The following is a 26,012-nucleotide window of genomic DNA, read 5'->3' as shown; positions in this document are numbered from 1 at the left end:
CTGATATCAAAATGATATCAGTATTTATTTTATAATCAATGCATTTTCAATTGGCATTAATGGATTATCTTTATCAATTCGATCATAGAATAAAACGCCTTCAAAATGATCTAGTTCATGTTGTAAACAAATAGATAAAAAGCCTCTAGCTACAATTTTTACCTCTTGATCAGTTAAAACATCGTAACCTTTAACAGTAACTTTGGCGTAGCGTGGTACGTATCCTTGAACATCATAATTGACTGATAAACAACCTTCACCATCTTTTAAATAAGATTTTTTTTCAGTGTAAGAAACGATTTTTGGATTTACCAAAGCATAATCATCAGCTTTAGTAACATTTCCTTCTTCATCAAAATCTAAGACGTGAACAGCTAACATACGTTTAGGAATTCCTAACTGAATAGCAGCGATTCCGACTGCAGGTCGCAAATCATATTTTTCAGATGTTTCAGGATCTTGAGAATTGACTAAAAACTCATGCATATCTAAAAGCAGTTTACGATCTTCATCGCTAAGAGGTAATTCTACTTCTTTAGAAACTTCACGAATTAATTTATTTTTATCATCGATTATATCCTGCATTGTTATCATAAATTTTCACCTCATTTAAAATTCTGATAGTATTATATCACAAAATGAGGTGAAATAAATAGTTATCCGACTCTAATTCTAGAATTTCCGCAAATGATTAATAATAAAAATACTACTAATACAATTGCAAACCAGTTTGTAGAACTAAAACCACCGCAACTACCACAGCTACAACCGCAATTAGAAAAACCAGTTGAGCAGCTATTGCATCCACAACAACTAAATGGGTTAGTAACAAAAGGATTATAGCTATTGCATCCGCAACCAGAATAATTAAATCCGCAGTTCATATTATCGCCTCCTTTAGTATATCCTATTCTAATATTTATCTTTTGTTTGGGTTATTGTAGATAATCGATAAATTTTCAGTTATAATATAAAACATTAAGAGGTGAGAATATGGAATATAACTATCCGTTAGATTATACATGGTCAACTGAAGAGATAATCGATGTTATTGGATTATATAATGCAGTTGAAAAAGCGTATGAAAGTGGAATTAGTAAAAAAGAATTTATGGCTGCATATCAAAAGTTTAAAAAAATTGTTGATAGTAAAAGTGCTGAAAAACAAATTGATAAGGAATTTTATGAAGTGTCTCATTATTCAATTTACCAGGTTGTTAAAGCGGCAAAAGAACAAGATTTTATTCGTTTAGGTAAATAAAATGGCTGGAATTAGAAAAATTAAAGAATTATTTAAAAGCCGTGGTGTTGATAAGAGTATTTATTTGAGCACTTTTATTTTAGCAGTATTTGGTATTATTATGATTGGTTCAGCTTCAGTAGGAAGTGTAACTAGATATGGTGTGACTTATGCATTGAAGAATATGATTAGTCAAACTGTTTTCGTAATTGCCGGAGCGGGGGTAATGATTTTTATTGCCCGAGTTTTTAAGACAAGGTATATAACATATAGTTCGTCAATGCGTTTATTTTTATTAGGGATTTTCCTGATGCTTATTTGTATTTTTTGGAGTGATTCAAAAGGATCACATGCTTGGATCAAATTTGGCAGTTTGTTTAGTATTCAACCGGCTGAATTTATGAAAATTGCAATGATCTTAATTATGAGTTATTTTTTAACAGAAAGTGATAAAGCTTTTGTTGTTAAAGGAAGATTTAAAAATCAGGAAGTAAAAAGTGCTTTTTATAAACAGAAGTTTTTAAATTGTGTCTTTTTACCAATGATGTTAGTAATAATTACTGCTTTAGTAGGGTTAATTATCCAAAATGACTTTGGAACAACGGTAATAATTGTTGGGATTTGTTTTGTTTGTTTTATTGCTACCCCGCGTAAGTATTTTAAAAAGTATAAACGAATGGTTTGGGCTTTTATTGCTTTATGTGCGGTTATTTTATTAATTGTGGGAACAACAGTATTAAAAGGGTACCAGGTAAGCAGAATTACTGCCTGGCTAGATCCGCTATCTGATCCTTATAACACTAGTCAACAGCTAGTTAATGCTTTGATTGCTTTTAAAAATGGTGGTTTATTTGGGTTAGGGTTAGGAAATTCGACTCAAAAATTTGGGTACATCCCTGAAGCCCATAATGACTTTATTGGAGCAATAATTTATGAAGAATTAGGAATAATCGGGTTAGGACTAATTATAATTCCAACATGTATTATTATTTTTAAATTATTAAATTATTCACAAAAAATAAAAGAAAATAAATCTAGAATTATTTTATTAGGAATAGCATCTTATTTTTTCTTACATTTATTAATTAATTTAGGTGGTGTTTCTGGTTTGATTCCAATGACAGGGGTTCCTTTATTATTTATTTCTTCAGGGGGATCATCAACTGTTACAGCATTTGTAGCTATCGGAATTGCTCAAGCGATTATCGCTCGTTATAATCGTCAAAAATTAGACACCGAATCAATGTAGATACATATAATATACTAGGTGATTTTATGGATGAGTTTAAAGAGTTTTTAAAAACAATCCCTAGTATAAAACAGGATGTATTAAATGGCCGCTATACATGGCAGCAATTGTATGAAATTTATGTAATGTATGGAAAAGATGATAAATTCTGGCAACCATATAAAACAAATGGTAATTTAAATTTAAATGTACTTATTGATGTTATTAAAAACATTGATTTAAATGCTTTATCTAACAGTTTAACTTCTTTAGAAAAAGTATTGAATGTAGTTAATACTTTTATTGAAAGAAAAGAGCCAGAGCATGAAAGAAAATGGTACGATGAATGATCAGATAAGATACTATTTACGGTATAATCCTAAATGGTATCTTATCTTATCTAGATATCCTAAAGAGTATTCACGTTTAGTTCAAGAGTACAAAGATGGTAAGAATAAAGCATTTATTGATAAAATTGAACAAGTATCAATGTTAATAAATATGATAGAAATGATGATGTAAAGTGGAAGAGATATTAGATAGATTAATTGAACAAATTAAATTAGATCAGCGTTATCTTGATTATATTGAAGCTGAAAAGAAATTGCATGATGATGATATTGAATCATTATTGAAGGAATATCAAGATAAATTAAGTGAATATGAAGATTTAAAAAAATATGAGCAATATATAGATAATCAAGAGATAAAAAATGAAATTAGAAAATTAAAAAAGGAGATTGGTGAAAATCCGGTCATTATTGATTATTATCAAAAATATCATAATTTAAATGATTTTCTAGAACAAATCACAAAAATTGTTTTTGGTAATATTTCCAAGCAATTAGACTTATCACCATATGAATTTTAAGATATGAGAGTTATAGCAGGTAAATATCGAAGTAGACAATTAAAGACAGTTAAATCTAATTTGACTAGACCAACAACTGATCGAAATAAAGAAAATATGTTTAATATTATTGGTCCTTATTTTGATGGAGGGGTAGTTTTAGATTTATTTGCTGGTAGTGGTGGTTTAGGAATTGAAGCTTTATCAAGAGGGTGTCATCAATTATATAGTGTTGATAAACAATATGCTGCTTTTAAAGTTATAAAGGAAAACTTTGAGTTATTGAAACTTGATAATGCTAAAGTATTTAAACTTGATTATCAAAAGGCATTGCATAAATTTGCTGATGAGAAAATTAAATTTGATTTAGTTATTTTAGATCCACCATATGGTAAAAATATGGTAAATGGGATTTTAGAATTTTTGATTGATAAAAAAATGTTGCAAGATAATTGTATAGTTGTTGTTGAAGAGTTAAAGGAAGTAGTTTTTCCAGCCTTTGATAATTTACAATTAGTAAAAAAATATCAATATGGAATTACTGCTTTAAATATTTTTAAATACGGGGTAGAATAATGAAAAAAAATATTGCAGTATATGTGGGAACTTTTGATCCAGTTACTAACGGGCATCTTGATATTATTGAAAGAGCTAGCAGGATGTTTGATACTTTATATGTAACAATTTGTATTAACCCTAATAAACAGGGATTATTTACAGTTGCAGAACGTAAAGAATTATTAAAAGAAGCGTGTAAAGATTTTGAAAATGTAATTATTGATGCTTCAGATAAATTATCAGTAGAATATGCTCGTGATGTTGGTTCAAAAATTTTAGTTCGTGGTATTCGGGCTACTATGGATTTTGAATATGAATTACAATTAGCTTTTTCTAATCAATACTTAGATAAAGAAGTAGATATGGTTTTTTTAATGACTAAACCATCACATTCTTTTATTTCATCATCAGCGGTTAAAGAAATGGTTAGTCATCATCGTAGTGTCGCTGGACTAGTGCCACCATGTGTGGAAGCAGCGCTACAAAAGAAATATGAATAATAATACTTTAGTTGTTTTAATTAAACTTATTTTTGATGGATATTAATTGTCAAATGAACATTAATTTGATATGATGAAAAAAGAAATAAGGCAACTGGGGTATAATGAATATTATTTCCCAATTATACCTCGCAAGAGGTATTTTTTATGGAGGCAAACAGATGAACGTATTTACATTAAAAGATTTCTCGGTTGATGAAATCAATCAGATTTTAGATGAAGCAGAAGAATTTAAAGCAGGGAAGAAAGTTGACTTTAAGGGTCAAAAAGTTGTTGCAAACTTATTTTTTGAACCATCAACAAGAACTCATTATAGTTTTGATAAAGCTGCTTTTAATCTTGGCTGTCGAACTCAAAATTTTGAAGCAGCAAATTCTAGTGTTCAAAAAGGAGAAAGCCTTTATGACACTGTTAAATTTTTTGAATCAATTGGATGTGATGCTGTTGTAATTAGACACCCTAAAGAAAATTATTATAATGATTTAGTAGGACGAATTAGCATACCAGTTGTAAGTGGTGGTGACGGAACTGGAAATCATCCTAGTCAATCTTTATTGGACTTAATGACAATTCGTGAAGAATTTGGACATTTTGAAGGTTTAAAGATCGTAATTGTTGGTGATATAGTTCATTCACGAGTTGCTCATAGTAACTATGAAATTATGAAACGTTTAGGAATGGAAGTATATACAAGTGGACCTAAACAATTTGAAGAACCAGGATACAACTATGTTGATTTTGATAAGATATTACCAGAAGTAGATATTGTAATGTTATTACGAGTTCAACATGAACGTCATCATGAATTAATGCGTTTAACAACTGAACAATATCATGATATGTTTGGATTAAATCAAAAACGAGTTGATAAAATGAAGAAAGGAGCAATAATAATGCATCCAGCACCATTTAATCGCAATGTAGAAATTGCTGATGATATTGTTGAATGTTCAAAGAGTCGTATTTTTAAACAAATGACAAATGGTGTATATGTGCGGATGGCATTATTAAATCGGGTTTTAAGCAATGACTAAGACATTATTTAAAAATGGTAATGTATTTTACCATGGAAAATTACAAAAATTGGATGTATTAATTGAAGATGAATTAATTTCAAAAGTTGCAAAATCAATTGATGAAGGTGATCAAGTAATTGATTTACAAGGAAAACTATTAACACCAGGTTTTGTAGATCTTCATGTTCATTTAAGAGAACCGGGCTTTGAACACAAAGAAACAATTGCAACAGGAACAAATAGTGCTAAATATGGTGGTTATAGTCATATTGTAGCAATGGCTAATACTAAACCTTGTATGGATGATGTTGAAACAATTAGAGATTTTGCTAATCGGGTAAAAAAAGATGCTAAGATTCATACTTATACATATAGTGCAATTACTACTGATTTAAAAGGTCAAGAATTAGTCGATTTTAAAGCAAATAGCCAAGAAGATATCGTCGCTGGTTTTTCTGATGATGGTAGAGGAGTTCAGTCTACAGAAATGATGGAAGCAGCAATGAAAGCAGCCAAATCAGTTAATAGTATTATTGTTGCTCATTGTGAAGATGAAAGTGAACTACAGCCAGGAGCTTGTGTTAATTTAGGAGATTTTTCTAAAGAAAATAATCTTGTTGGTATTAATAATGCTTCTGAATATAAACATGCGATGCGTGATTTACAGTTAGCAAACGAAATAGGAAATCGTTATCATATTTGTCATATTTCGACTAAAGAAACTGTTGCGGCTTTAAAAAAAGCACGTCAAACTAATCCGCTTGTAAGTGGGGAAGCTTGTCCGCATCATTTAATTTTAACAGATGAAAATATTAAAGATTTAAATCCAAATTATAAAATGAATCCACCTCTTAGAAGCAAAGAAGATCTTGAAGCTTTAATTGAAGGAATTAATGAAGGAGTTGTAACAGTAATTTCTACTGATCATGCTCCTCATGCTGAAAATGAAAAACAACAGCATATCTCTAAGGCACCTTTTGGAATTATTGGTAGCCAGCATGCATTTAGTTTAATGTATACTTATCTAGTAAAAAAAGGTCTTATTCCTTTAGAAACAGTATTAGCATGTATGAGTATTAATCCGGCTAAGGTGATTGGAATTAAACATGATTTAGAGGTTGGATATAAGGCTAATCTAGCAGTTTTTGATCTTGATGAAGAATATTTAATTACAAAAGAAAGTATTAAGTCAAAATCAACCAATACACCATTTTTACAAACAAAATGTTTTGGGGCATTGAAGTATCATGTTTTAGATGGTAAGATAACTAAAATTTAGGAGGAAATTATGGCGAACTTTCAAGGAATGATGAAAATTACAGCAATTAATAATATTGCTGATGATGTCTATGAAATGGTTTTAGAGGGTGATGGAGCTAAATATATTAGTGCCCCAGGTCAGTTTATTAATATTAAAATAAACGATAGTTTGCAACCATATTTACGACGTCCAATGTCAATAAGTGATTATGATGATAATCATATCGTAATTGTTTTTAAAGTTGTTGGTGAAGGGACAACGATTTTAAAAGATAAGGAAATTGGTAGCCAATTAGATTGTTTAATTGGTTTAGGAAATGGTTTTACAATCCGTGATGGTAAAGCATTGCTTATTGGCGGTGGATTAGGAACACCACCTCTATATAATTTAGGTAAAAAACTAGCTGCAGCTGGTCATGAAGTAGTTACTGTTTTAGGTTTTAATAGTGCTAAAGATGTTTTTTATCAAGAAAAATTTGCAGAATTTTCTAAAGTATATATTGCTACTATGGATGGTAGTGTTGGTACAAATGGTACTGTAGTTGATGTAATAAAAAATGAAAATTTGACATTTGATCAATATTATACATGTGGACCAGAACCAATGTTGGATGCATTAGCATTAAATTATCCAGAAAATGGACAATTATCATTTGAAGCTAGAATGGGATGTGGATTTGGTGCTTGTATGGGGTGTTCATGTAAAGTAAAAACTAAGCCATATAAACGAATTTGTGTTGAAGGACCAATTCTAGAAAGTAATGAGGTGATTGTTAATGGTTAATTTAAAAGTATCATTGCCAGGATTAGAAATGAAAAATCCAGTAATTCCAGCTAGTGGAACTTTTGGTTTTGGTTATGAATTTACAAAATTTTATGATATTAATATTTTAGGATCGATAATGCTTAAAGGAACTACATTAGAACCTCGTTATGGTAATCCTTTACCAAGAATTGCAGAAGGACCTAGTGGTATGCTTAATGCCATCGGTTTACAAAATCCTGGTGTTAAAGCGGTAATGAATGAAGAGTTAGAACAACTTAGACCGCTTTATCAAGATAAAGTAATTGCTAATATCGGTGGTAGTGCACCTGAGGATTATGTTGAAACAGCTAGATTAATTTCAACTCATGACATGGTAGGGGCTTTAGAATTAAATATTTCTTGTCCAAATGTTCATAGTGGTGGAATTCAATTTGGTACTAATCCTGAAATGGCTGCAGATTTAACTAGACGAGTAAAAGAGGTTTCAAAAGTACCAGTTTATGTTAAGTTATCACCTAATGTAACTGATATTGTTGAAATGGCAAAAGCAGTAGAAAGTGCGGGTGCTGATGGAATTACGATGATTAATACTTTAGTTGGAATGAGATTTGATTTTAAAACTGGTAAACCAATTATTGCTAATAAAACCGGAGGATATTCTGGTCCAGCAATTTTCCCAGTTGCTTTACGAATGGTTTATCAGGTTAGTCAAGCAGTTAAAATTCCAGTAATCGGTATGGGTGGTATTAGAAGCGGTCGTGATGTTATTGAAATGATGTCTGCTGGAGCTAGTGCTGTAGCAATTGGTTGCCAAAATTTAATTGATCCGTATGCTTGTAAAAAAATTATTGAAGAATTAGAAGATTTACTAGTAGAACTTGGTGTTGATGATATTAACGAAATTGTCGGACGTTCACATCAGTTTTAATAAATAAAGAGAATTGGCTTTTCCAATTCTCTCTTTATTTTAAAATAAAATGAAAATTAAGATATATCATTTATTTTAAAGATATTATATAATGTAAAAATGGTGGTGGTTAAATGGATTTAGATAAATTATTAAATAAAAATCAAAAAGAAGCAGCTGTTTATCTAGATAGTAATCTTAGAATAATTGCTGGTGCTGGCTCTGGTAAAACTAGGGTAGTAACTTACCGGATTGCTTATTTAATTGATGAAATTGGTGTTGCTCCTTACAAGATTTTAGCAATAACTTTTACAAATAAAGCAGCTAATGAGATGAAAGAAAGAGTTGCTAATTTATTAGGTCCTCATAGTATGGGGACTTTGATTTGTACTATTCATTCATTATGTGTAAGAATTTTAAGACAGCATATTAATGTTATTAATTATCCAAGTAATTTTATGATAATGGATGAAGAAGACCAAAAAGCTTTGTTAAAAAAGATTTATAATAAATTGACAATTGATTCTAAAGCAATCAGTTTAAAAAGTATGTTAACAACTATTTCAAATTATAAAATGGCTAATGTTTCACCACAAAGAGCCTTAGAATTAGCTGGTCAATTTGAAGGTGAGATAAAAAAGGCTAAGATTTATCAGGAATATGTTGATTATCAAGAAAATCATTTTATGCTTGATTTTGATGATTTGTTATTAAAAACAGTATATATATTTGAAAATTACCCTGATGTATTAGAAAAATGGCAACGTAAATTTCAATATATTCATGTTGATGAGTTTCAAGATGTTGGAAACATTGAATATCGCCTTGTTAAATTAATGTCAAAATATGCAATTACTTGTGTTGTTGGAGATCCTGATCAGACTATCTATTCCTTTAGAGGGGCTGATGTTAATTATATATTGGATTTTGATAAAGATTTTAAACCATGTAAAACAGTTATTTTAGATCAAAACTATCGTTCTACTGGAAATATCTTGAATGTTTCTAATAATTTGATTAGAAAAAATCAAAATCGTTTAAAAAAAGATCTTTATACCCAAGAAACTGGTGGCGCTGAAGTTATTCATTATACTGGAAAAAATGAACAGGATGAAGCGGATTATATTTGTGGTCAAATTGAAAAAATAATTAGTGAAGTCGATGGTGTTAATTATCGTAATTTTGCTATATTATACCGGGCAAATTATTTATCACGAACAATAGAACAATCATTAATATCACATGGTATTGACTATCGGATTTTTGGTGGTTTAAAATTCTTTAGCCGTAAAGAAGTAAAAGATGCTTTAAGTTATTTACAATTAGTATGTAATGATGAAGATCTAGCTTTTGAAAGAATCATCAATGTTCCTGCTCGTGGTATTGGTAAAAAAACACTAGAAAATATTCAGTTAGTAGCTTTAAATAACCAGGTTAGTTTATATGAAGCATTAACATTATTTAGTGATCAAATTAAATTATCAGGTAAAGCTAAAAAAGAAATCGTAAAATTTGTTAAAGCGATTGAAACTGCAAAACAATCAAAATTACCATTACATCAAATGTTTGAAAATTTGATTGAAGATGTTGGATATATTGATATGTTAAAAAGAGATTTAGAAGATAACCGAATTAATAATATTCAAGAATTACAAAACTCAATTTATACATTTGTTAATCAAAATCCAGAATTAGCGACAATTGAAAACTATTTACAAGAAATATCTTTATATACTGATAATGATAAATTAGATGATGGTCAATATGTAAGCTTAATGTCGATTCATATGGCTAAAGGTCTTGAATTTGACTATGTATTTGTTTTAGGGTTGTCAGAAGGTATTTTCCCTAGCTTTAGAACATTAAGTGAGTCTGATGATGGTTTAGAAGAAGAACGGCGTTTAGCTTATGTAGCTTTTACTAGAGCTAAAAAACAATTATTTTTGACAGATAGTGAAGGTTTTAGTTTTGTAACTGATTCACCTAAAATGGCTAGTCGTTTCATTGATGAAATGGGTGTTGAAGGGGTTAAACACGTTGGAACTAAAGCAAGATTTAAGACTTCTAATTATATCAATACAGCAAGTAGTAAAGAAGAACTGATTGGAAATAATGAAGTTAGTGATTGGGCAATTGGTGATTTTGTTGTTCATGATACCTTTGGAAAAGGTGTTGTTGTTAAAGTCAACGACCGAACATTAGATATTGCTTTTGAATTGCCAGCTGGTTTAAAGACGTTGATGTCTAATCATAAGGCATTAAAGAAGCTAACAAATTAAGCACTAAGTGTGCTTTTTTTGTTATAATTAAAAAAAGGAGGTCTTGCTATGACTAAAATAGTTTTTTTAGATATCGATGGTGTTATTTCGCCAACAGAAAGTAGTGGTCATGAGGTATTACATCCTGAAAGAATTGGACATTATGACGAGCAATATTACCTGGAAGCTGCAAAAAAACATAGACAGAAATATAATATGAGTTATTTAGATAGCTATGATATGTATGTAGTAGATACGTGCTGGTCTACTTTAGCCATGCAAAAAATAAAGAATTTATTACTTGCTACTGATAGTAAAATCGTAATGGAAAGCTCATGGATTCATTCATATAATGAAAAAAATATGCCTGGATTATTGGCAATGGCGGGATTAAAAGATTTTTATTTAAATATTGCTTATGGCAAGGATAAATTAGATGGGATTACTAAATATTTAAATAATCATCCAGAAGTAACTGATTTTGTTATTATTGACGATGAGGATTATTGGTATCTGGCTCAAAATTATGGTTTTTATTTAGTCCAGAGTAATGATGTAATTAGTGATGAAGATTGTTTAATGGCTAAAGATATTTTACAAAGACGGTATCGATTTACTATTTTAGATAATGATATTTATTTATGGTATGATGATAAGAAAATATTAGCTAGTAAATATCGATATAGTCATAGTTCAAGAGGAAAACTATTATTAGTCTACCAAGTAAGAATATTTAATAAGCAAATGATAAAACCAGCAATTAGAATATTGATCAAACAGTTAACTAAATATGCATATGATTTAAATTGTGATGATGGATTTGTTCTTGTTGCTAATAGAGAATATTTTAAGAGAATAAAAACTGATTTTTGGTTTGTCATTGGTTATCAAAGGGTAAATATTAATGGTGAATTTTTAACAAATATAAATGAGGCAGTTATGGTTCATAGTGAATATAGTCCATTAGAGAAAATTGAATTGTGGGAGAAAATGAGGTTTTAGCCTCATTTTATTGTTGTAAGCTAATTATTTAGATTTTTTAAGTAAATATAGAATTTTTATTGTTTTATCCTGTAAAGTAATTTGGTATAATGGTAAAGATTTAATTAGGAGTGAGATAATGAATGATCTAAATAGATACGAAGAATTGAAAAAGCAGATTTTATATCATAATGATCGTTATTATAATCAAGATGATCCGGAAATAAGTGATTATGAATATGATATGATGATGCAAGAATTAAAAGAGCTTGAAAAAAAACATCCTGAATATATTACTAGTGATTCACCTACTCAAAAAGTTGGGGGAAGTGCTAAAAGAGAAGCCGGGGTATTAGTTCGTCACAATGTACCAATGTTATCTTTACAAGATGTTTTTTCTAAAGAAGAAGTTTATGAATTTGTTGAACAAATGCAAGAACAGCTTGATGATCCAACATTTGTTGTTGAATATAAAATAGATGGTTTATCAATGGCTTTAAGATATGTAGATGGAAAATTAAATTTAGCGGTAACTCGTGGTGATGGTGTTCTTCAAGGAGAAGATGTAACCGCTAATGCTCGAGTAATCAAGGATGTAAAAAAGAAATTAAAAGATCCAATTGAATATCTTGAGGTTCGTGGTGAAGTCTATATGACTAATGAAGCATTTGAAAAAGTAAATGAAATGCAGGAAATTAAGGGTAAAAAATTATTTGCTAACCCACGAAATTGTGCTGCTGGAACATTAAGACAGCTTGATAGTGCCATAACTAAACAACGTAATTTATCAATGTTTGTTTTCAATATTCAAGATGCCCGTGGACGCCAGTTTGTCAGTCATAGTGAAGGATATGAATATTTAAAACAACAAGGAATTAAAATAATTGAAGATTATTATATTTGTAAAACTGCTGATGAAGTTTGGAAGGCCATCGAGGCTATTGGTGAAAATCGTGATAAATTAAAATATGATATTGATGGAGCAGTAGTTAAAATTGATAGTTTTGCAGATCGTCAAAAATTAGGTTCAACTTCAAAAGTACCACGATGGGCAATTGCTTATAAATATCCTCCCGAAGAAAAAGAAACTAAATTATTAGACATAGAATTATCGGTAGGAAGAACCGGTAGAATTACGCCAACAGCTATTTTTGAACCAGTTCGTTTATGTGGTACTACAGTTTCTCGAGCTACTTTGCATAATCAGGATTTTATTGATGATTTAGATATTAGAATAGGTGATACTATTGTTGTTTATAAATCAGGTGAAATTATTCCTAAAGTAAAACGAGTTATCAAAGAAAAAAGACCTGCAGATAGTGTTCCATATCATATTGGAAATACTTGTCCAGTTTGTGGAGCTCCAGCTGTTCGTTATGGTGATAATGCCGATATTAAATGTACTAATGATAATTGTCCAAGTAAATTAGTAAAGAATATCGTTAATTTTGTTGGTCGTGATGCTATGGATATTAAAGGTTTTGGACTAGCTTATGTTGAAACTTTAGTAAATCATGGCTATATTAAAGATATTAGTGATATTTATGGACTAATCGATAAACGACAAGAATTGCTGGATAAAAAAGTTATTGGTTTGGTAAAAAGTACTGATAATTTATTGAATGCTATTGAAGGTAGCAAAAATAATGATGCTACTAAATTATTAACTAGCTTTGGAATTAGTAATGTCGGTAAAGCGGCTGCTAAAAGCTTAATGAAGAAGTTTAAAAGTATTGATAACTTAATGAATGCATCTTATGCTCAGTTGATTGAAGTTAATGATATTGGAGATATTAGTGCCATGGCAATCATTGATTATTTTAAAAATCCTTATAACCAGGAAGTTATTCAGCGATTAAAAGATTATGGGGTTAATATGGAAATAATCGAAGATGAAGATAGTGATGATCGTTTTGATGGAAAAACATTTGTAGTAACAGGAACTTTACCAAATTTATCTAGAAAAGAAGCAGCTGCTTTGATTGAAAAACATGGTGGTAAAGTAGCTGGTTCAGTCTCTAAAAAAACAGATTATCTATTAGCAGGGGAAAATGCCGGGAGTAAACTTACTAAAGCCCAAAGTTTGGGAATTGATGTAATTAATGAAGAAACTTTACTAGAAATGGTGAAGTAGTTAAAATAGTGTTATAATGCACTCTATAAAGGAGGAAACTGCCAATATGAAAAAATTGATTACTTTATTAGTATTAGTTTTGTTGTTAGCGGGATGTAGTGATGCTAAAGAAACAGTAGAAACTCAAACAGCTAATGATGTTTCATCGGCTGATAGTTTAGATGAAGATTTTTACCGAATTGTAAAATTAGATAGATATGAAAAGCGCGATGATTATTATAACTCATTTGGAAATACTGATGATTTTCAAACGATAGGACGAGAATTACAGACAATTTCAACCGAGTATTTTTCTACTGATGATTATTATATGTCTGAAGGACAAAATTTAACTCGTTCAAATGTTGCTCAATTAGTAGAGCGTGATGACAGTAATCCTGATAAATATCCTCATACATTAGAAAATCAAGTTGGAACAGCTATTGGGGGTATCGATAGTCCTAATATGATTACAACTATCTATGAACAAGATTTTTATCAAAAATCTGGTGATGATTATGTTTTAAAAGGTGCTAGTCTAGCAATTGTTCTTGATCCAACAGATGCTAGTGGTGATGCTTTATTAAGTTATATGGATGAATCTGCGGTAGTTGAATTTGGACAACAGACAATTAGAAATCTTTATGAAGAAATTCAAAATTACAATGAAGATGATGAAAATGCTATTAGTGGTTTTAAAGAATTAAAAAATCAACCGCTTCTTATAACTGTTTATTATGCAACCAATACTAATGAAAGTGATATTGATGGAAGATATATTTTAAAAAGTTATTGTGATGGAAGCCTTGGCGATATTGAAACATTAGACTACCATACTTACTTATTTACAAGCAGCGAAGCTTCACAAGCTGATGAAGAAACATATTCACAGTTTGAAATATTTAAAAATAATATGAAGAACGCTTCATTTGAAGCTGTTGGTGTAGTTGGTTATGGTCGTTATAAAGATGGTGAAATTCAGTCAATGAGAATTAATATTAATGTAAATGTTAAAACCTATACTGAATTGGTTTATTTAGTTGAAACGGCTGCTGATGAGGTTAATTCACAGTTTAGTAATGACTTTGATATAACAGTACAAGTTAGTTCGCAAGATCAATTAGAAGCGATTATTATTAAAGACCAGGGTGAAGATGCTAGAAGTATCTTATTATATTAGGAGGAAAGTATGGAAAATAAAGAAGCAATGTTAAAAAAGCTGGGACTTAAGACAATGTTTAATATCAGTGATGAAGAAATGCCTGAGTTAATAGAAGAGTATGATATCTTCATGAACCATGTTGCTGTATTGGAAAAAATTGATACAGAGGGTGTTGACCCGTTGGCTTATCCTTATGAAATTGAAACAGCTTTTTTACGTGAGGATGAACCAGTAGATATTATTAGTCGTGAAGATGTTTTAAAGAATGCTAAATGCGTTGAAGATAATCAAATTAAAGTTCCAAAGGTGGTAAAATAATGAAAGTAATGTCAATTGAAGAATTGCATCAAAAACTTGTTAATCATGAAATTGATGTAAAAGAATATTATCAAGAATTATTTGAAGAAGTAGATTTTCAACAAAAAAGACTTAATGCTTTTGTAACAGTTACTAAAGATGAAGCATTGAAAAATATTGAAAATTTAGATGTAAAAGAAAATGAAATTTTAAAAGGAATTCCTGGTGTGTTTAAAGATAATTATAATACTAAAGGAATTAAGACAACAGCATCTAGTAAAATGCTTGAAGATTATGTTCCAGTTTATAACGCAACTGTTGTTGATAAATTATATGAAGCAGGAATTAGTTTAATTGGAAAATCAAGTATGGATGAATTAGCTATGGGTGGTACTAATAAATCTGCCTTAACAGGGCCAGTTTTCAATCCATGGGATTCATCAAGAATTGCCGGTGGTTCTTCAGGTGGAAGTGCGGCTTTAGTAGGAAGTGGTGTTGTACCATTTGCTTTAGGTAGTGATACTGGTGATTCAATTCGTAAACCAGCTGGTTTTTGCGGTGTAGTTGGTTTTAAACCAACATGGGGTAGAATTTCTCGTTTTGGAGTAATCCCTTATGCTTCAAGTTTAGATCATGTGGGAGCATTTACAAGAAATGTTCGTGATATGGCTATTGTAACTGAAGCATTAGCAGGTCGTGATGATCGTGATATGACTTCTAGTAATCTACCAGTACCTCATTATTTAGAAAATTTAACTAGTGATATTAAAGGAATGAAGATTGCTGTTTTAACAACAGTTAGCGATGAAATTAGAAATAAAGATATTAAAGAAAATTTTGAACATGTCATTGCAACTTTAAAAGAATTAGGAGCTGAAGTTGGTGAAGTAACTATTCCTCAATATTTAGCTAGAGCAATCTTACCAACATATACAATTATTGCAAATAGTGAGGCAACAAGTAATCATTCTTGTTTAGATGGTATTAAATATGGTGACCGCCAGCCTGGAAGTTCAACAGATGAAGTAATGATCAACTCAAGAACTGATGGTTTTGGGGCTCATATTAAACGTCGTTTTATTCTAGGAAACCTAGCTTTAGCAACAGAAAATCAAGAAAGAATGTTTAGAAAAGCACAACGAGTACGTCGTTTAATTGTTGAAGAATTAAATAAAATTTATAGTGAATATGATATTATTTTAACACCTAATAGTGGTAGTGTAGCACCAAAATTAGATGAAGCTAATGATGATCGTTTGTCAGATGAATATATTATTTTAGAAAATCATTTAGCACTAGGAAATTTTGCAGGAACACCAAGTATTTCTATTCCTTCTGGATTTAGTGATAAAATGCCGATTGCAGTTAATTTAATGGGGCGAGTTTTTGAAGAACAAACTGTATTAAATGCGGCATATGCTTTAGAACAAGCACTTGGTTTTGCAAATCAATATTCAAGAGAGGGGTAAGAAAAGATGAATTTTGAAACAGTTATTGGTTTAGAAGTCCATTGTGAACTTAAAACAAAATCAAAAATGTTTTCGGGTGCCCCGGTAACATTTGGTCAAGCACCAAACACTAATGTAAACATTGTTGATTTGGGAATGACAGGAGCAATGCCGGTTTTAAATAAAGCGGGTGTTGAATATGCTATTAGAGTATGTAGTGCTTTAAATATGGAAATTGATGAATTAGTTTGTTTTGATCGTAAAAACTATTATTATTCAGATTTACCTAAAGGTTTCCAAATTACTCAAGATCGTCATCCAATAGGACGTAATGGAACAATGAATATTGAGGTAAATGGTCAAAAGCAAGTTATTGAAATTGAACGTTTACATATGGAAGAAGATACAGCAAAACAATTGCATTTTGATGATTATTCTTTAATCGATTATAATCGTGCTGGAATTCCTTTGATAGAAATAGTTACCCGTCCTACTATTCGTAGTGGCGCAGCAGCTGCAGCATACTTAGAAAAATTAAGACAAATTTTATTATTTACTGATGTCAGTGATGCTAAGATGGAAGAAGGTTCAATGCGTTGTGATGTTAATGTTTCGATTCGTCCATTTGGTAGTGATAAATTTGGAACTAGAACAGAAATTAAAAACCTAAATTCTATTTCTAATGTACAAAAAGCAATTGAATACGAAGTAGCACGTCAAGAAAAAGTATTAATTAGCGGCGGTGAAGTACTTCAAGAAACACGTCGTTATGATGAAGATAAAAAAGAAACAGTTGTAATGCGTGCTAAAGGTGATGCTGTAGATTACAAATATTATCCAGAACCAAATATTTTACCAATTAGATTAGATCATCAATGGGTTGAAGATATTATTGCTAGAATTCCAGAAATGCCAGAATCTCGAGTAGAACGTTATATCAATGAGTATAAAATTCCTAAAACTGATGCCTTGATTCTTGTTCAAACTAAAGAAATCTCTGATTTTTTTGAAGCTGTAGTTAAACATACTAAATACTACAAAATTGCTTGTAACTGGATGTTAGGTGAAGTGCAAGCATATCTAAATAAAAATAATTTAATTATTACTGATACTAAAATGGCACCTGAATATTTAGCTAAAATGATCAATTATATTCAAGATGGTACAATTTCAAGTAAACAAGGTAAAAAAGTATTTGAGATTTTAATAAAAGAAGGTAAAGATCCAGAAATTATTATTGAAGAAAATAATATGAAACAGATATCTTCACCAGAAGAATTAACTGTTATTATTAATGAAGTTTTAGATGCTAATAGCCAATCAATTGAAGATTATCGAAATGGTAAAGATCGTGCAGTTGGATTTTTAATTGGTCAGATTATGAAAAAAACAGGTGGTCAAGCAAATCCTGCAGTTAGTAACAAATTATTAGTAGAGTTATTAAAACAGAGAATTTCATAATGTACAAATATTAAGATATTTGGTACAATTATCAAAGGAGGGATAAGTATGTCTCAAAAAAGATTTAGCTTTGATGATGATTTTGAAAATACAAGTAATGTTTCTGTTTCTCAAGGTCAGGATTCTTTAAATGATCGCTCTGTTACAGCTAATTCAAAAAATGGTAAAAATAAGATGAAAAAAAAGAAAAAAGGAAAATTTAAAATAAAGAAATGGCAAATTGCATTGATTATCTTTCTTTTGTTGATAATTATCTTTATTGTTTATGTATTTGTAGCTGGTAGCAACGAGGGACCGGTTTATGGTGATCGTTGTGCTTCGTTAATTGCAATAGATGAAACGAAGTTTGATGGTATTGAAGATACAATTGAAGCAGATGGCAATATTAATAGTGTTAATATTGAAGTTGATTGCCGAATCATTAAAATATCAATGGATTTTATTGATAATACAACTTCAGATACTGCTATTCAACTAGCAACAAATGCCTTACATACTTTAGATGATTCGTTAGGTGAAACAAAAGAAGAAGGTAGTGTATATAGTAATTTATTTGGTACTGCAAATGGTCGTGGTCAATACAATGTTGAATTTGTTTTGACAAGTAATGGTGATAGTAATTTTCCAATGTTTGGTACTAAACATCCAAGCAGTGATGAAATTACTTTTACAGGAGCTAATGTGGTTGACCAGGCAGCTACTGATCGTGCTAATAGTACACTAAATCAATCAGGTCAATAGACGAGCTAGGCTCGTCTTTTTTAAAGTAAAAAAGCGATATTATTAAGATGTATTTTTAATATGAAGTTTGTATCCGAGTAATAAAAGCGGATGGATGGGAGGAATTATGAAGAAAAATGATTATTTTTATGGCGAATGCGTAGATTTAACATATGATGGTCAGGGTATCGTAAAAGTTGATAATTTTACTTATTTTGTAAAAGGAATGTTAGTTGGTGAAACTGGTAAATTAAAAGTTATTAAAGTCTTAAAAAATTACGCAATTGCTCGCTTGATTGAATTAGATCAGGTTTCTAAGTATCGAACTGAACCACAATGTTCGGTGTTTAAAGCTTGTGGTGGGTGCCAATTACAGCATATCAATATTGGTGGACAAAGAAAGTTCAAGACTAAAAGGGTTCGTGATTGCTTAGAAAGAATTGGTAATTGTCATGTTTTAGTAAATGATTGTATTATGATGGATGATCCATGGTATTATCGAAACAAAGTCCAAATGCCAATAGGAATAAAAGATGGACATTTAGTTACAGGATTTTATAAACAAAAGTCTAACCAGATTATTCCTTGTGATAATTGTTTAATTCAAAATAAATTATCTAATGCTATAACTAATCGAGTAAGAGAGTTGATGGAAGAATTACAAATCCACCCTTATGATAAAATGGCTCGTCAAGGGAATATTAAGCATATTTTAACAAAACATGGTTATCACACTAACGAAATAATGTTAGTTTTAATAAGTTTTCAAAATAAGATCAATAATGTTGAAAAACTAGTCAGTATAATTACTAAAGAATATCCAATGATTAAAACAGTAGTTCAAAACATTAATCCTCGTGTAGATAATGTTATCTTAGGTGATCAAGAAGTTATTCTTTATGGTAAAGGTTATATTTATGATTATTTACTAGATAATAAATATAAGATTTCGTTAAAATCATTTTATCAGATTAATCCAATCCAAGTAGAAAAACTATATAGCAAAGCAATAGAATTTGCTCAATTAACTAACGATGATATTGTTTTAGATGCTTATTGTGGAATTGGAACAATAACACTTTCTCTGGCAAAATATGTAAAAAAAGTTTATGGTGTAGAGATAGTCGAAGCTGCAATTAATGATGCTAATAATAATGCAAAATTAAATAATATTGATAATGTTGAATTTAAATGTGATGATGCAGGAAAATATATGGTTGAATTAGTGAATAGAGGACAACATTTAGATGTGGTTTTTGTTGATCCACCACGAAAAGGTTGTTCAACTGAATTTTTAGACTATTTAATTAAAGCTAATCCAAAAAAAATCATATATATTTCTTGTGATGTAGCAACACAGGCACGTGATATTAAATATTTACAAGAACATAATTATTTTGTAGATCTTTGTCAGCCGGTGGATATGTTCCCACATACAACTCATATTGAAAATATTGTACGTTTAAATCGTGTTTAGAAGATTAACTTAAGATGCTAATAGCTATTTAGCTATCTTAAGTTTTTTTATTTATTAAAAACAACTTTTTACTTATTTATAGTAAAATATATAATATTATTAGGAGGAACTTCTATGACTGAAAAAGAAAAAATGATTAATGGTCTAAAATATAATCCTGCTAATTGGAAATTAGTATTAGATAGGGCAAAAGCCAACCGTATTTGTACTAAATATAATCGACGTGCTTTTAATGAAATTAATATGCGCTCAAGAAAGATGAAAAAGCTGTTAAATACTACTGGTAATTTTTGGATCAAACCACCATTTTATGTTGATTATGGCTATAATGTTTTTCTTGGTAAAAATGTAATGTTGAATTATGGATGTGTTATATTAGATGTTTGTCCAGTTAGAATTGGAGATCATACATTAATTGGACCGGGAACCCATATTTATACAGCGTGTCACTCTTTAAATGCTATGGAACGTAAAGCTGATATTGAGTGGGGAAAACCGGTTATTATCGGTAAAAATGTATGGATTGGTGGAAATTGTTGTATATTGCCAGGTATAACAATAGGTGATAATACTATCATTGGTGCTGGTAGTGTAGTTACAAAAGATATACCTGAAAATGTAGTAGCGGTTGGTAATCCATGTAAAGTAATTAGAAAAAATAGTGATTAGTATTATGATTTTATCCAATTTGAATCTTAGTATTAAATAGGATAGAATATAAATATAATGTTTCAAAGAGGAGGAAAGCATATGGCAAAATTAGATGGAAAAGTTGCAATTATAACTGGGGCAGCTGCTGGACTTGGTAAAGGAATTGCGACAGTTTATGCAAAGTATGGAGCTAAGATGTGTTTAATTGATATTGATAAGGAAGTTGTAAATACTGCTAAACAATTACAAGAAAAATTTCAAACAGAAATAATTAGTTATGTTGGTAGTGTAGCCAATAAAGAACAAATGCAAGAAGCAGCAAAAATAACAGTTGAAAAATTTGGCAAAATTAATATAGCTTGTTGTAATGCTGGAGTTTGTCGTTTAGCACCGTTTGAGCAGATGAGTGATGAAATTCGGGATTTTCATATCGATGTAAATATTAAAGGAGTTTGGAATACTTGTCAGGCGGTAATTCCATATATGTTAAAAAATGGTGGCGGTAGTATTGTAATTGCTTCTAGTGTTACAGGTGATATTGTTGCTGATGCTGGTGAAGCAGCTTATGCAATGACTAAATCAGCTTTAGTAGGTCTTACAAAGTCTTTAGCAGTTGAATATGCTAGTAGAAATATTCGTGTAAATTGTTCACAATTAGGATATGCTCGTACTCCAATGGTTGAAAAAATGGCTATTGAATCTAATCCAGATGATCCTGAAAGTGCAATTAATGATATTGCTAAAGGGGTACCAATGAACCGTCTTGCTAAACCAACTGAAGTAGGCGAATTATTTGCTTTTTTAGGTAGTGATGAATCTAGTTATCTTACTGGTTCACAGATTGTAATTGATGGCGGAAGTACTCTTCCAGAAACAATGAGTATCGGAACTAACTAATTAAATAAATGAGAAGGTCAAAAAAGTTATGAAAGAAGAATGTTTAATTTGTAAAGCACCACTTATTTATCTAGAAGAAGATGAAATGATGGAGTGTGAGTTTTGCCATAAAAAAGAGTTAAGTAAAACTAAATGTGTTAATGGACATTATGTTTGTAATGAGTGTCATAGTGCTGGTATTGATATAATTATTGATTCTTGCTTACATCAAACAAGTAAAAATCCTTATGATATATTTGAACAATTAGTATCATTGCCATTTTGTCATATGCATGGACCGGAACATCATATAATAGTTGGTTCTGCTTTGTTGACTGCATATAAAAATTCTGGTGGAGATATTGAATTAAAAAAAGCATTAATTGAAATGCAATCTCGAGGAAAACAAGTTCCAGGAGGAACATGTGGATTTTGGGGTGCTTGTGGAGCGGCTATTAGTTCTGGAATATTTATATCTATTATTACTGGATCGACACCATTAAAAGTAAAAGAGTGGGGATTATCTAATTTAATGACGGCTAAATCATTAGGTGAAATAGGTAGAATTGGTGGACCTAGATGTTGCAAACGTAATTCTTTTTTGGCAATGACATCAGCGATAGAATTTGTAAAAGAAAATTTAGGAATTGTGATGGAATCAAGTTCAATTAAGTGCACACATTCAAGTTCTAATAATCAATGTATTAAACAAAGATGTCCATTTAATCAAAGAACAGTTTAAGCTGTTCTTTTTCTTTAAATCGGTTCTAAAAAGTAGTATTATAAAAATAGATTGTATAAAGGAGAATAGATTGTGTTAAATAAATATAAGGATTATATAGGAGTCTTTGACTCTGGTGTTGGTGGAATAAGTGTATTAAAAGAATTGACAAAAATTTTACCAAATGAAAACTTTATTTTTTTTGGTGATTCAGCTAATGCACCTTATGGGGAAAAATCAACGGAAGAGGTGAGCACTTTAGTAACTAGAATTGCTGATGATTTAGTTAATCAGGGAGTCAAGGCAATTGTAGTTGCTTGTAATACTGCAACAAGTGTTGCTATTAGTCAATTAAGAGCTACATATCCTAATATTCCTATTATTGGAATGGAACCGGCAATTAAATTAGCAGCCATGGAACAACCTCATCATAATATTTTAGTTATGGCAACACCTGTTACTTTAAGATTAGATAAATATCAACAATTATCTAATAAGTTACAAGAGATTTCTAAATTTATTCCGGTGGCTTGTACAGGATTGGCTAAAAGAATTGAACAAGGAAATTTAGATGATGATGATATGTATCAATTGTTAAATGATCTGTTATCACAATACATAGGTAAAATAGATTGTGTTGTTTTAGGATGTACACATTATCCATTTATAAAAAAACAGATTCGTAAAGTTTTGGGAGATGTTCCTTTTTATGATGGAAATCATGGAACCGTAATGGAGTTAAAAAGACGGTTAGAAATCAATGGCCTTTTAACAAATAATCATAATAATGGAATAATTGAGTTTCAATCATCAAAAAATAATGTAGAGGAGTTACAGTTATATAAATGGTTTTATAATCAAGAAATTTAAATTATTGATAAATATTTTTAATTTGTATAAATATTTAATTAATTGCCAAGATTAAAAATAAAAGGGATGATTAAATGCAAAAAATATATTTTAATGGCGACATTATTACAATGAATGATATTAATGAAACAGTTCCAGCTATTTTAATTGAAGATGATAGTATTATTTTTACAGGTGAATTATCAAAAGCAATAAAAATAGCTAATGAAGATGTTGAAATGATTGATTTAGAAGGTAAAACTATGTTACCTGGATTTATTGATAGTCATAGTCATTTTACTGGTGTTGCTAATTCGCTTGGACAGTGTGATTTAAAAGACGCTAAATCATTTATGCAAATAAAAGAAAAAATCATTGATTTTATTAAGATAAATAAGATTAAAGAAAACGATTGGGTTTGTGCATTTAATTATGATCATAATAATCTACAAGAGCATTGTCATCCTGATCGTTTCTTTTTAGATACCATTTCAACTAAACATCCAATTATTTTGATTCATGTTTCTTCACATATGGGTGTAGTTAACACATTAGCATTGAAAAAAATGAATATTACTAATGATATATCTGATCCAGAAGGTGGACATTATGGTCGAGATGTAAATAGTGGTGAGTTAAATGGTTATCTTGAAGAAGAAGCATTTATTGAATTTAATAAACAGCGAGGAATGTTGCCAATTGAAAAGCTATTAGATTTGATGAAAAAAGCGCAGGATTTATATAGTTCTAATGGTATAACAACTGTTCAAGAGGGTATGGTAAATAGACAACTGTTTCAATTGCTTAAATTAGCTGCGAGTAAAAAAATATTTAAGCTTGATTTAATCGGTTATATTGATTTGTTAAAGGATCGTGATTTGTTAATAGATAATATTGAAAATAAAGATTATCATAATCATTTTCGAATAGGGGGCTATAAAATTTTTTTAGATGGATCTCCTCAAGGAAGAACTGCCTGGATGATAAAACCGTATTTAAATAGTCAGGGATATTGTGGTTATCCTCAATTTAGTGACGATCAATTATATCAGCTGATAGCTCAAGCAATAGAAGACCATCAACAACTATTAGCACATTGCAATGGTGATAGAGCCTGCCAACAATATATTAGTCAATTTGAGCGATATTTAAATAATTATCAAGGTGCTAAAAGTTATGATCCTGTAATGATACATGCTCAATTAGTTACTAAAGAACAATTAGATAAAATGAAAAAAATTCAAATGATTCCATCGTTTTTTATCGCTCATACTTTTTATTGGGGTGATGTACATATTGAAAATCTAGGTTATCAAAGAGCTAGTCAAATTTCCCCAGCAAAAACGGCTTTTAACCAAGGATTAAAAGTAACTTTTCATAATGATAGTCCTGTAATTTCATGCGATTTGATGAAAACAATCTGGTGTGCTGTTAATCGAAAAACTAAATCTGGTATCGATTTAGGCAAAGAAGAAACTGTAACTGTATATCAAGCTTTACAGGCTATTACGATAAATGGTGCATATATGTATCATGAGGAAAATATTAAAGGAAGTTTAGTGGCTGGTAAAAAAGCTGATTTAGTAATTTTAAATCAAAACCCATTAAAAACAGAGCCTTTAAATTTAGATAAAATTAAAGTAGTTGAAACTATTAAAGATGGACAAACTGTTTATAAAAGTGAAAAAAATCTTACTGGTGAGTAAGATTTTTTATTATAGATTTAAATCACTGATATAACTGTCTAAGTCGTAATTACCATTTAAAAGTTTACATGGTCGCCAATTAACAGAATCATCACATAATGAATGTAAAATTTCATCCGTTTTGCCAACACCGCTACCACCAGATGTACAAAATGGAATAATGGTTTTACCGGCAAAATTATAACTTTCAATGAAAGTATTAATTATTGTTGGTGCAACATACCACCAAATAGGAAAACCGATAAATATATAATTATAATCTGCAAAGTTTTCAATTTTATTAGCGATAGCAGGGCGTGAAGCAGGGTCCTTCATTTCGATCGTACTACGACTTTTTTTGTCCATCCAGTTTAAATCAGCATAAGTATATGGTATTTCTGGCTTAATTTCAAAAAGTGTTCCGTTTGTAGCTTTAGCGATATCACTTGCTACTTTTTTAGTAGTGCCAGTACATGAAAAATAAGCAACTAAAATCTTTTTATCCATATTTTTTACCTCCAATATATTATTATTTTAAATGTTAAAGTATACTATAAGTCAATACAATTTATTTAAAATAATAACTTTAAATCATACCATGTTTGATTAGCTAATGATGATTTAGAAATACCGTAATTTTTAAAACCAAATTTTTGATAATAAGCAATTAGTTCTTTTTTACATATTAATATACAACCTTTACGACCTTGCTTTTTAGCATCACTAATAACCTGTTTCATAATTTTTGAAGCGTAGCCTTGATTTTGATAAAGAGGGTCAGTATTTACCCCTAAAATAGCTTGGTATAAGCCATCTTCATGATGAAAAGAAGGATCATGATTCATTTCATCATAAATAGTGTCATAATTAGTAACTGGTTCATTAATAAATGCAGTAATATTATTTCCATCTCGCAATAACCAAAAATGATCAGGGTAGCTTAATAAGCGATAATAATATTCTTCTTTAGTAGCTGCTTCATTTGGAGG

At 30.1% G+C, this 26,012-nt stretch carries 28 protein-coding genes and 1 pseudogene; 25 read left to right on the top strand and 4 right to left on the bottom strand.

Annotation, left to right across the window (positions count from 1 at the left end; translation table 11 throughout):
* Positions 1-24: 24 nt before the first annotated feature.
* Both def and B5E92_RS06100 read right to left on the bottom strand, forming a co-directional pair.
* A complete protein-coding gene (def, locus tag B5E92_RS06105) occupies positions 25-594 on the bottom strand; it encodes a peptide deformylase (RefSeq protein WP_087300226.1) in 570 nt (189 codons plus the stop codon).
* A gap of 62 nt (positions 595-656) precedes the next feature.
* Positions 657-884 carry a hypothetical protein gene (locus B5E92_RS06100; protein WP_087300224.1) on the bottom strand — a complete coding sequence of 76 codons (228 nt, stop codon included), beginning with the start codon at positions 882-884 and terminating at the stop codon, positions 657-659.
* 109 nt (positions 885-993) lie between these two features.
* Here B5E92_RS06100 and B5E92_RS06095 point away from each other — a divergent pair, with 109 nt between their 5' ends.
* The 25 genes from B5E92_RS06095 (at position 994) to B5E92_RS05975 (ending at position 25,044) form a co-directional block, all read left to right on the top strand.
* The gene (locus B5E92_RS06095; protein WP_087300222.1) at positions 994-1,260 is read left to right on the top strand and encodes a UPF0223 family protein; all 267 of its coding nucleotides are present in this window, start codon (positions 994-996) and stop codon (positions 1,258-1,260) included.
* Between the two features lies 1 nt (position 1,261).
* Positions 1,262-2,488: an FtsW/RodA/SpoVE family cell cycle protein gene (locus B5E92_RS06090; protein WP_087300220.1), complete on the top strand. Its 1,227-nt coding sequence runs from the start codon at positions 1,262-1,264 to the stop codon at positions 2,486-2,488.
* Positions 2,489-2,514: 26 nt separating this feature from the next.
* A complete protein-coding gene (gene ylbD / locus B5E92_RS06085) occupies positions 2,515-2,817 on the top strand; it encodes a spore coat protein YlbD (protein ID WP_087300218.1) in 303 nt (100 codons plus the stop codon).
* Positions 2,792-2,989 (top strand): YlbE-like family protein, encoded by a 198-nt coding sequence (locus B5E92_RS06080; protein WP_239404279.1) that lies wholly within the window; start codon positions 2,792-2,794, stop codon positions 2,987-2,989. Before ylbD ends, B5E92_RS06080 begins: the two co-directional genes overlap by 26 nt.
* Position 2,990: 1 nt before the next feature.
* Positions 2,991-3,338 (top strand): YlbF family regulator, encoded by a 348-nt coding sequence (locus tag B5E92_RS06075; RefSeq protein ID WP_087300216.1) that lies wholly within the window; start codon positions 2,991-2,993, stop codon positions 3,336-3,338.
* A gap of 3 nt (positions 3,339-3,341) precedes the next feature.
* A complete protein-coding gene (gene rsmD, locus B5E92_RS06070) occupies positions 3,342-3,893 on the top strand; it encodes a 16S rRNA (guanine(966)-N(2))-methyltransferase RsmD (RefSeq protein WP_087300214.1) in 552 nt (183 codons plus the stop codon).
* Positions 3,893-4,375: a pantetheine-phosphate adenylyltransferase gene (gene coaD, locus B5E92_RS06065; protein ID WP_087300212.1), complete on the top strand. Its 483-nt coding sequence runs from the start codon at positions 3,893-3,895 to the stop codon at positions 4,373-4,375. The genes rsmD and coaD overlap by 1 nt, the downstream gene beginning before the upstream one ends.
* 161 nt (positions 4,376-4,536) lie before the next feature.
* The gene (locus tag B5E92_RS06060) at positions 4,537-5,409 is read left to right on the top strand and encodes an aspartate carbamoyltransferase catalytic subunit (protein ID WP_087300210.1); all 873 of its coding nucleotides are present in this window, start codon (positions 4,537-4,539) and stop codon (positions 5,407-5,409) included.
* Positions 5,402-6,670: a dihydroorotase gene (locus B5E92_RS06055; RefSeq protein WP_087300208.1), complete on the top strand. Its 1,269-nt coding sequence runs from the start codon at positions 5,402-5,404 to the stop codon at positions 6,668-6,670. Before B5E92_RS06060 ends, B5E92_RS06055 begins: the two co-directional genes overlap by 8 nt.
* 9 nt (positions 6,671-6,679) lie before the next feature.
* The gene (locus tag B5E92_RS06050; protein WP_087300206.1) at positions 6,680-7,435 is read left to right on the top strand and encodes a dihydroorotate dehydrogenase electron transfer subunit; all 756 of its coding nucleotides are present in this window, start codon (positions 6,680-6,682) and stop codon (positions 7,433-7,435) included.
* Positions 7,428-8,345: a dihydroorotate dehydrogenase gene (locus B5E92_RS06045; protein ID WP_087300204.1), complete on the top strand. Its 918-nt coding sequence runs from the start codon at positions 7,428-7,430 to the stop codon at positions 8,343-8,345. The genes B5E92_RS06050 and B5E92_RS06045 overlap by 8 nt, the downstream gene beginning before the upstream one ends.
* A gap of 113 nt (positions 8,346-8,458) precedes the next feature.
* Complete coding sequence (locus B5E92_RS06040) at positions 8,459-10,603, top strand: ATP-dependent helicase (protein ID WP_087300202.1); 2,145 nt, start codon at positions 8,459-8,461, stop codon at positions 10,601-10,603.
* Positions 10,604-10,651: 48 nt separating this feature from the next.
* On the top strand, positions 10,652-11,584 hold the full coding sequence (locus tag B5E92_RS06035) for an HAD domain-containing protein (protein WP_087300200.1): 933 nt from the start codon (positions 10,652-10,654) through the stop codon (positions 11,582-11,584).
* 118 nt (positions 11,585-11,702) lie between these two features.
* Positions 11,703-13,697 carry an NAD-dependent DNA ligase LigA gene (ligA, locus tag B5E92_RS06030; protein WP_087300198.1) on the top strand — a complete coding sequence of 665 codons (1,995 nt, stop codon included), beginning with the start codon at positions 11,703-11,705 and terminating at the stop codon, positions 13,695-13,697.
* A 46-nt stretch (positions 13,698-13,743) separates the two neighbouring features.
* Positions 13,744-14,856, top strand: a complete 1,113-nt coding sequence (locus B5E92_RS06025; protein WP_087300196.1) for a CamS family sex pheromone protein — start codon at positions 13,744-13,746, stop codon at positions 14,854-14,856.
* Positions 14,857-14,865: 9 nt separating this feature from the next.
* On the top strand, positions 14,866-15,156 hold the full coding sequence (gene gatC, locus B5E92_RS06020) for an Asp-tRNA(Asn)/Glu-tRNA(Gln) amidotransferase subunit GatC (RefSeq protein WP_087300194.1): 291 nt from the start codon (positions 14,866-14,868) through the stop codon (positions 15,154-15,156).
* Positions 15,156-16,604, top strand: coding sequence for an Asp-tRNA(Asn)/Glu-tRNA(Gln) amidotransferase subunit GatA (gatA, locus tag B5E92_RS06015; protein ID WP_087300192.1), 1,449 nt, complete (start codon positions 15,156-15,158; stop codon positions 16,602-16,604). The genes gatC and gatA overlap by 1 nt, the downstream gene beginning before the upstream one ends.
* Before the next feature lie 6 nt (positions 16,605-16,610).
* Positions 16,611-18,044, top strand: coding sequence for an Asp-tRNA(Asn)/Glu-tRNA(Gln) amidotransferase subunit GatB (gene gatB, locus B5E92_RS06010; RefSeq protein WP_087300190.1), 1,434 nt, complete (start codon positions 16,611-16,613; stop codon positions 18,042-18,044).
* 48 nt (positions 18,045-18,092) lie between these two features.
* Complete coding sequence (locus B5E92_RS06005; RefSeq protein WP_087300188.1) at positions 18,093-18,785, top strand: hypothetical protein; 693 nt, start codon at positions 18,093-18,095, stop codon at positions 18,783-18,785.
* 106 nt (positions 18,786-18,891) lie between these two features.
* On the top strand, positions 18,892-20,241 hold the full coding sequence (gene rlmD / locus B5E92_RS06000) for a 23S rRNA (uracil(1939)-C(5))-methyltransferase RlmD (protein ID WP_087300186.1): 1,350 nt from the start codon (positions 18,892-18,894) through the stop codon (positions 20,239-20,241).
* A 114-nt stretch (positions 20,242-20,355) separates the two neighbouring features.
* Positions 20,356-20,910 carry a sugar O-acetyltransferase gene (locus tag B5E92_RS05995; protein ID WP_087300184.1) on the top strand — a complete coding sequence of 185 codons (555 nt, stop codon included), beginning with the start codon at positions 20,356-20,358 and terminating at the stop codon, positions 20,908-20,910.
* A gap of 81 nt (positions 20,911-20,991) precedes the next feature.
* The gene (gene ucpA, locus B5E92_RS05990; RefSeq protein WP_087300182.1) at positions 20,992-21,789 is read left to right on the top strand and encodes an SDR family oxidoreductase UcpA; all 798 of its coding nucleotides are present in this window, start codon (positions 20,992-20,994) and stop codon (positions 21,787-21,789) included.
* 28 nt (positions 21,790-21,817) lie between these two features.
* Positions 21,818-22,510: a DUF5714 domain-containing protein gene (locus B5E92_RS05985; protein WP_087300180.1), complete on the top strand. Its 693-nt coding sequence runs from the start codon at positions 21,818-21,820 to the stop codon at positions 22,508-22,510.
* Between the two features lie 72 nt (positions 22,511-22,582).
* Entirely contained in the window at positions 22,583-23,359 is a 777-nt protein-coding gene (gene murI / locus B5E92_RS05980; protein WP_204215259.1) for a glutamate racemase, read from the top strand.
* A gap of 74 nt (positions 23,360-23,433) precedes the next feature.
* Complete coding sequence (locus B5E92_RS05975; RefSeq protein WP_087300178.1) at positions 23,434-25,044, top strand: amidohydrolase; 1,611 nt, start codon at positions 23,434-23,436, stop codon at positions 25,042-25,044.
* Between the two features lie 9 nt (positions 25,045-25,053).
* Here B5E92_RS05975 and B5E92_RS05970 read toward each other — a convergent pair whose 3' ends face one another.
* Both B5E92_RS05970 and B5E92_RS05965 read right to left on the bottom strand, forming a co-directional pair.
* Positions 25,054-25,530, bottom strand: a complete 477-nt coding sequence (locus B5E92_RS05970) for a flavodoxin (protein WP_087300176.1) — start codon at positions 25,528-25,530, stop codon at positions 25,054-25,056.
* A gap of 65 nt (positions 25,531-25,595) precedes the next feature.
* A pseudogene (locus tag B5E92_RS05965) lies at positions 25,596-25,964 on the bottom strand (GNAT family N-acetyltransferase); the annotation flags it as partial.
* Positions 25,965-26,012 lie beyond the last annotated feature (48 nt).

It is taken from the genome of Erysipelatoclostridium sp. An15, assembly GCF_002160675.1.
GTDB classification, from domain to species: Bacteria; Bacillota_I; Bacilli_A; order Erysipelotrichales; family Coprobacillaceae; genus Thomasclavelia; species Thomasclavelia merdavium.
The sequence above is the reverse complement of the archived record's forward strand: the minus strand, read 5'-3'. Positions and strand labels throughout refer to the sequence as shown.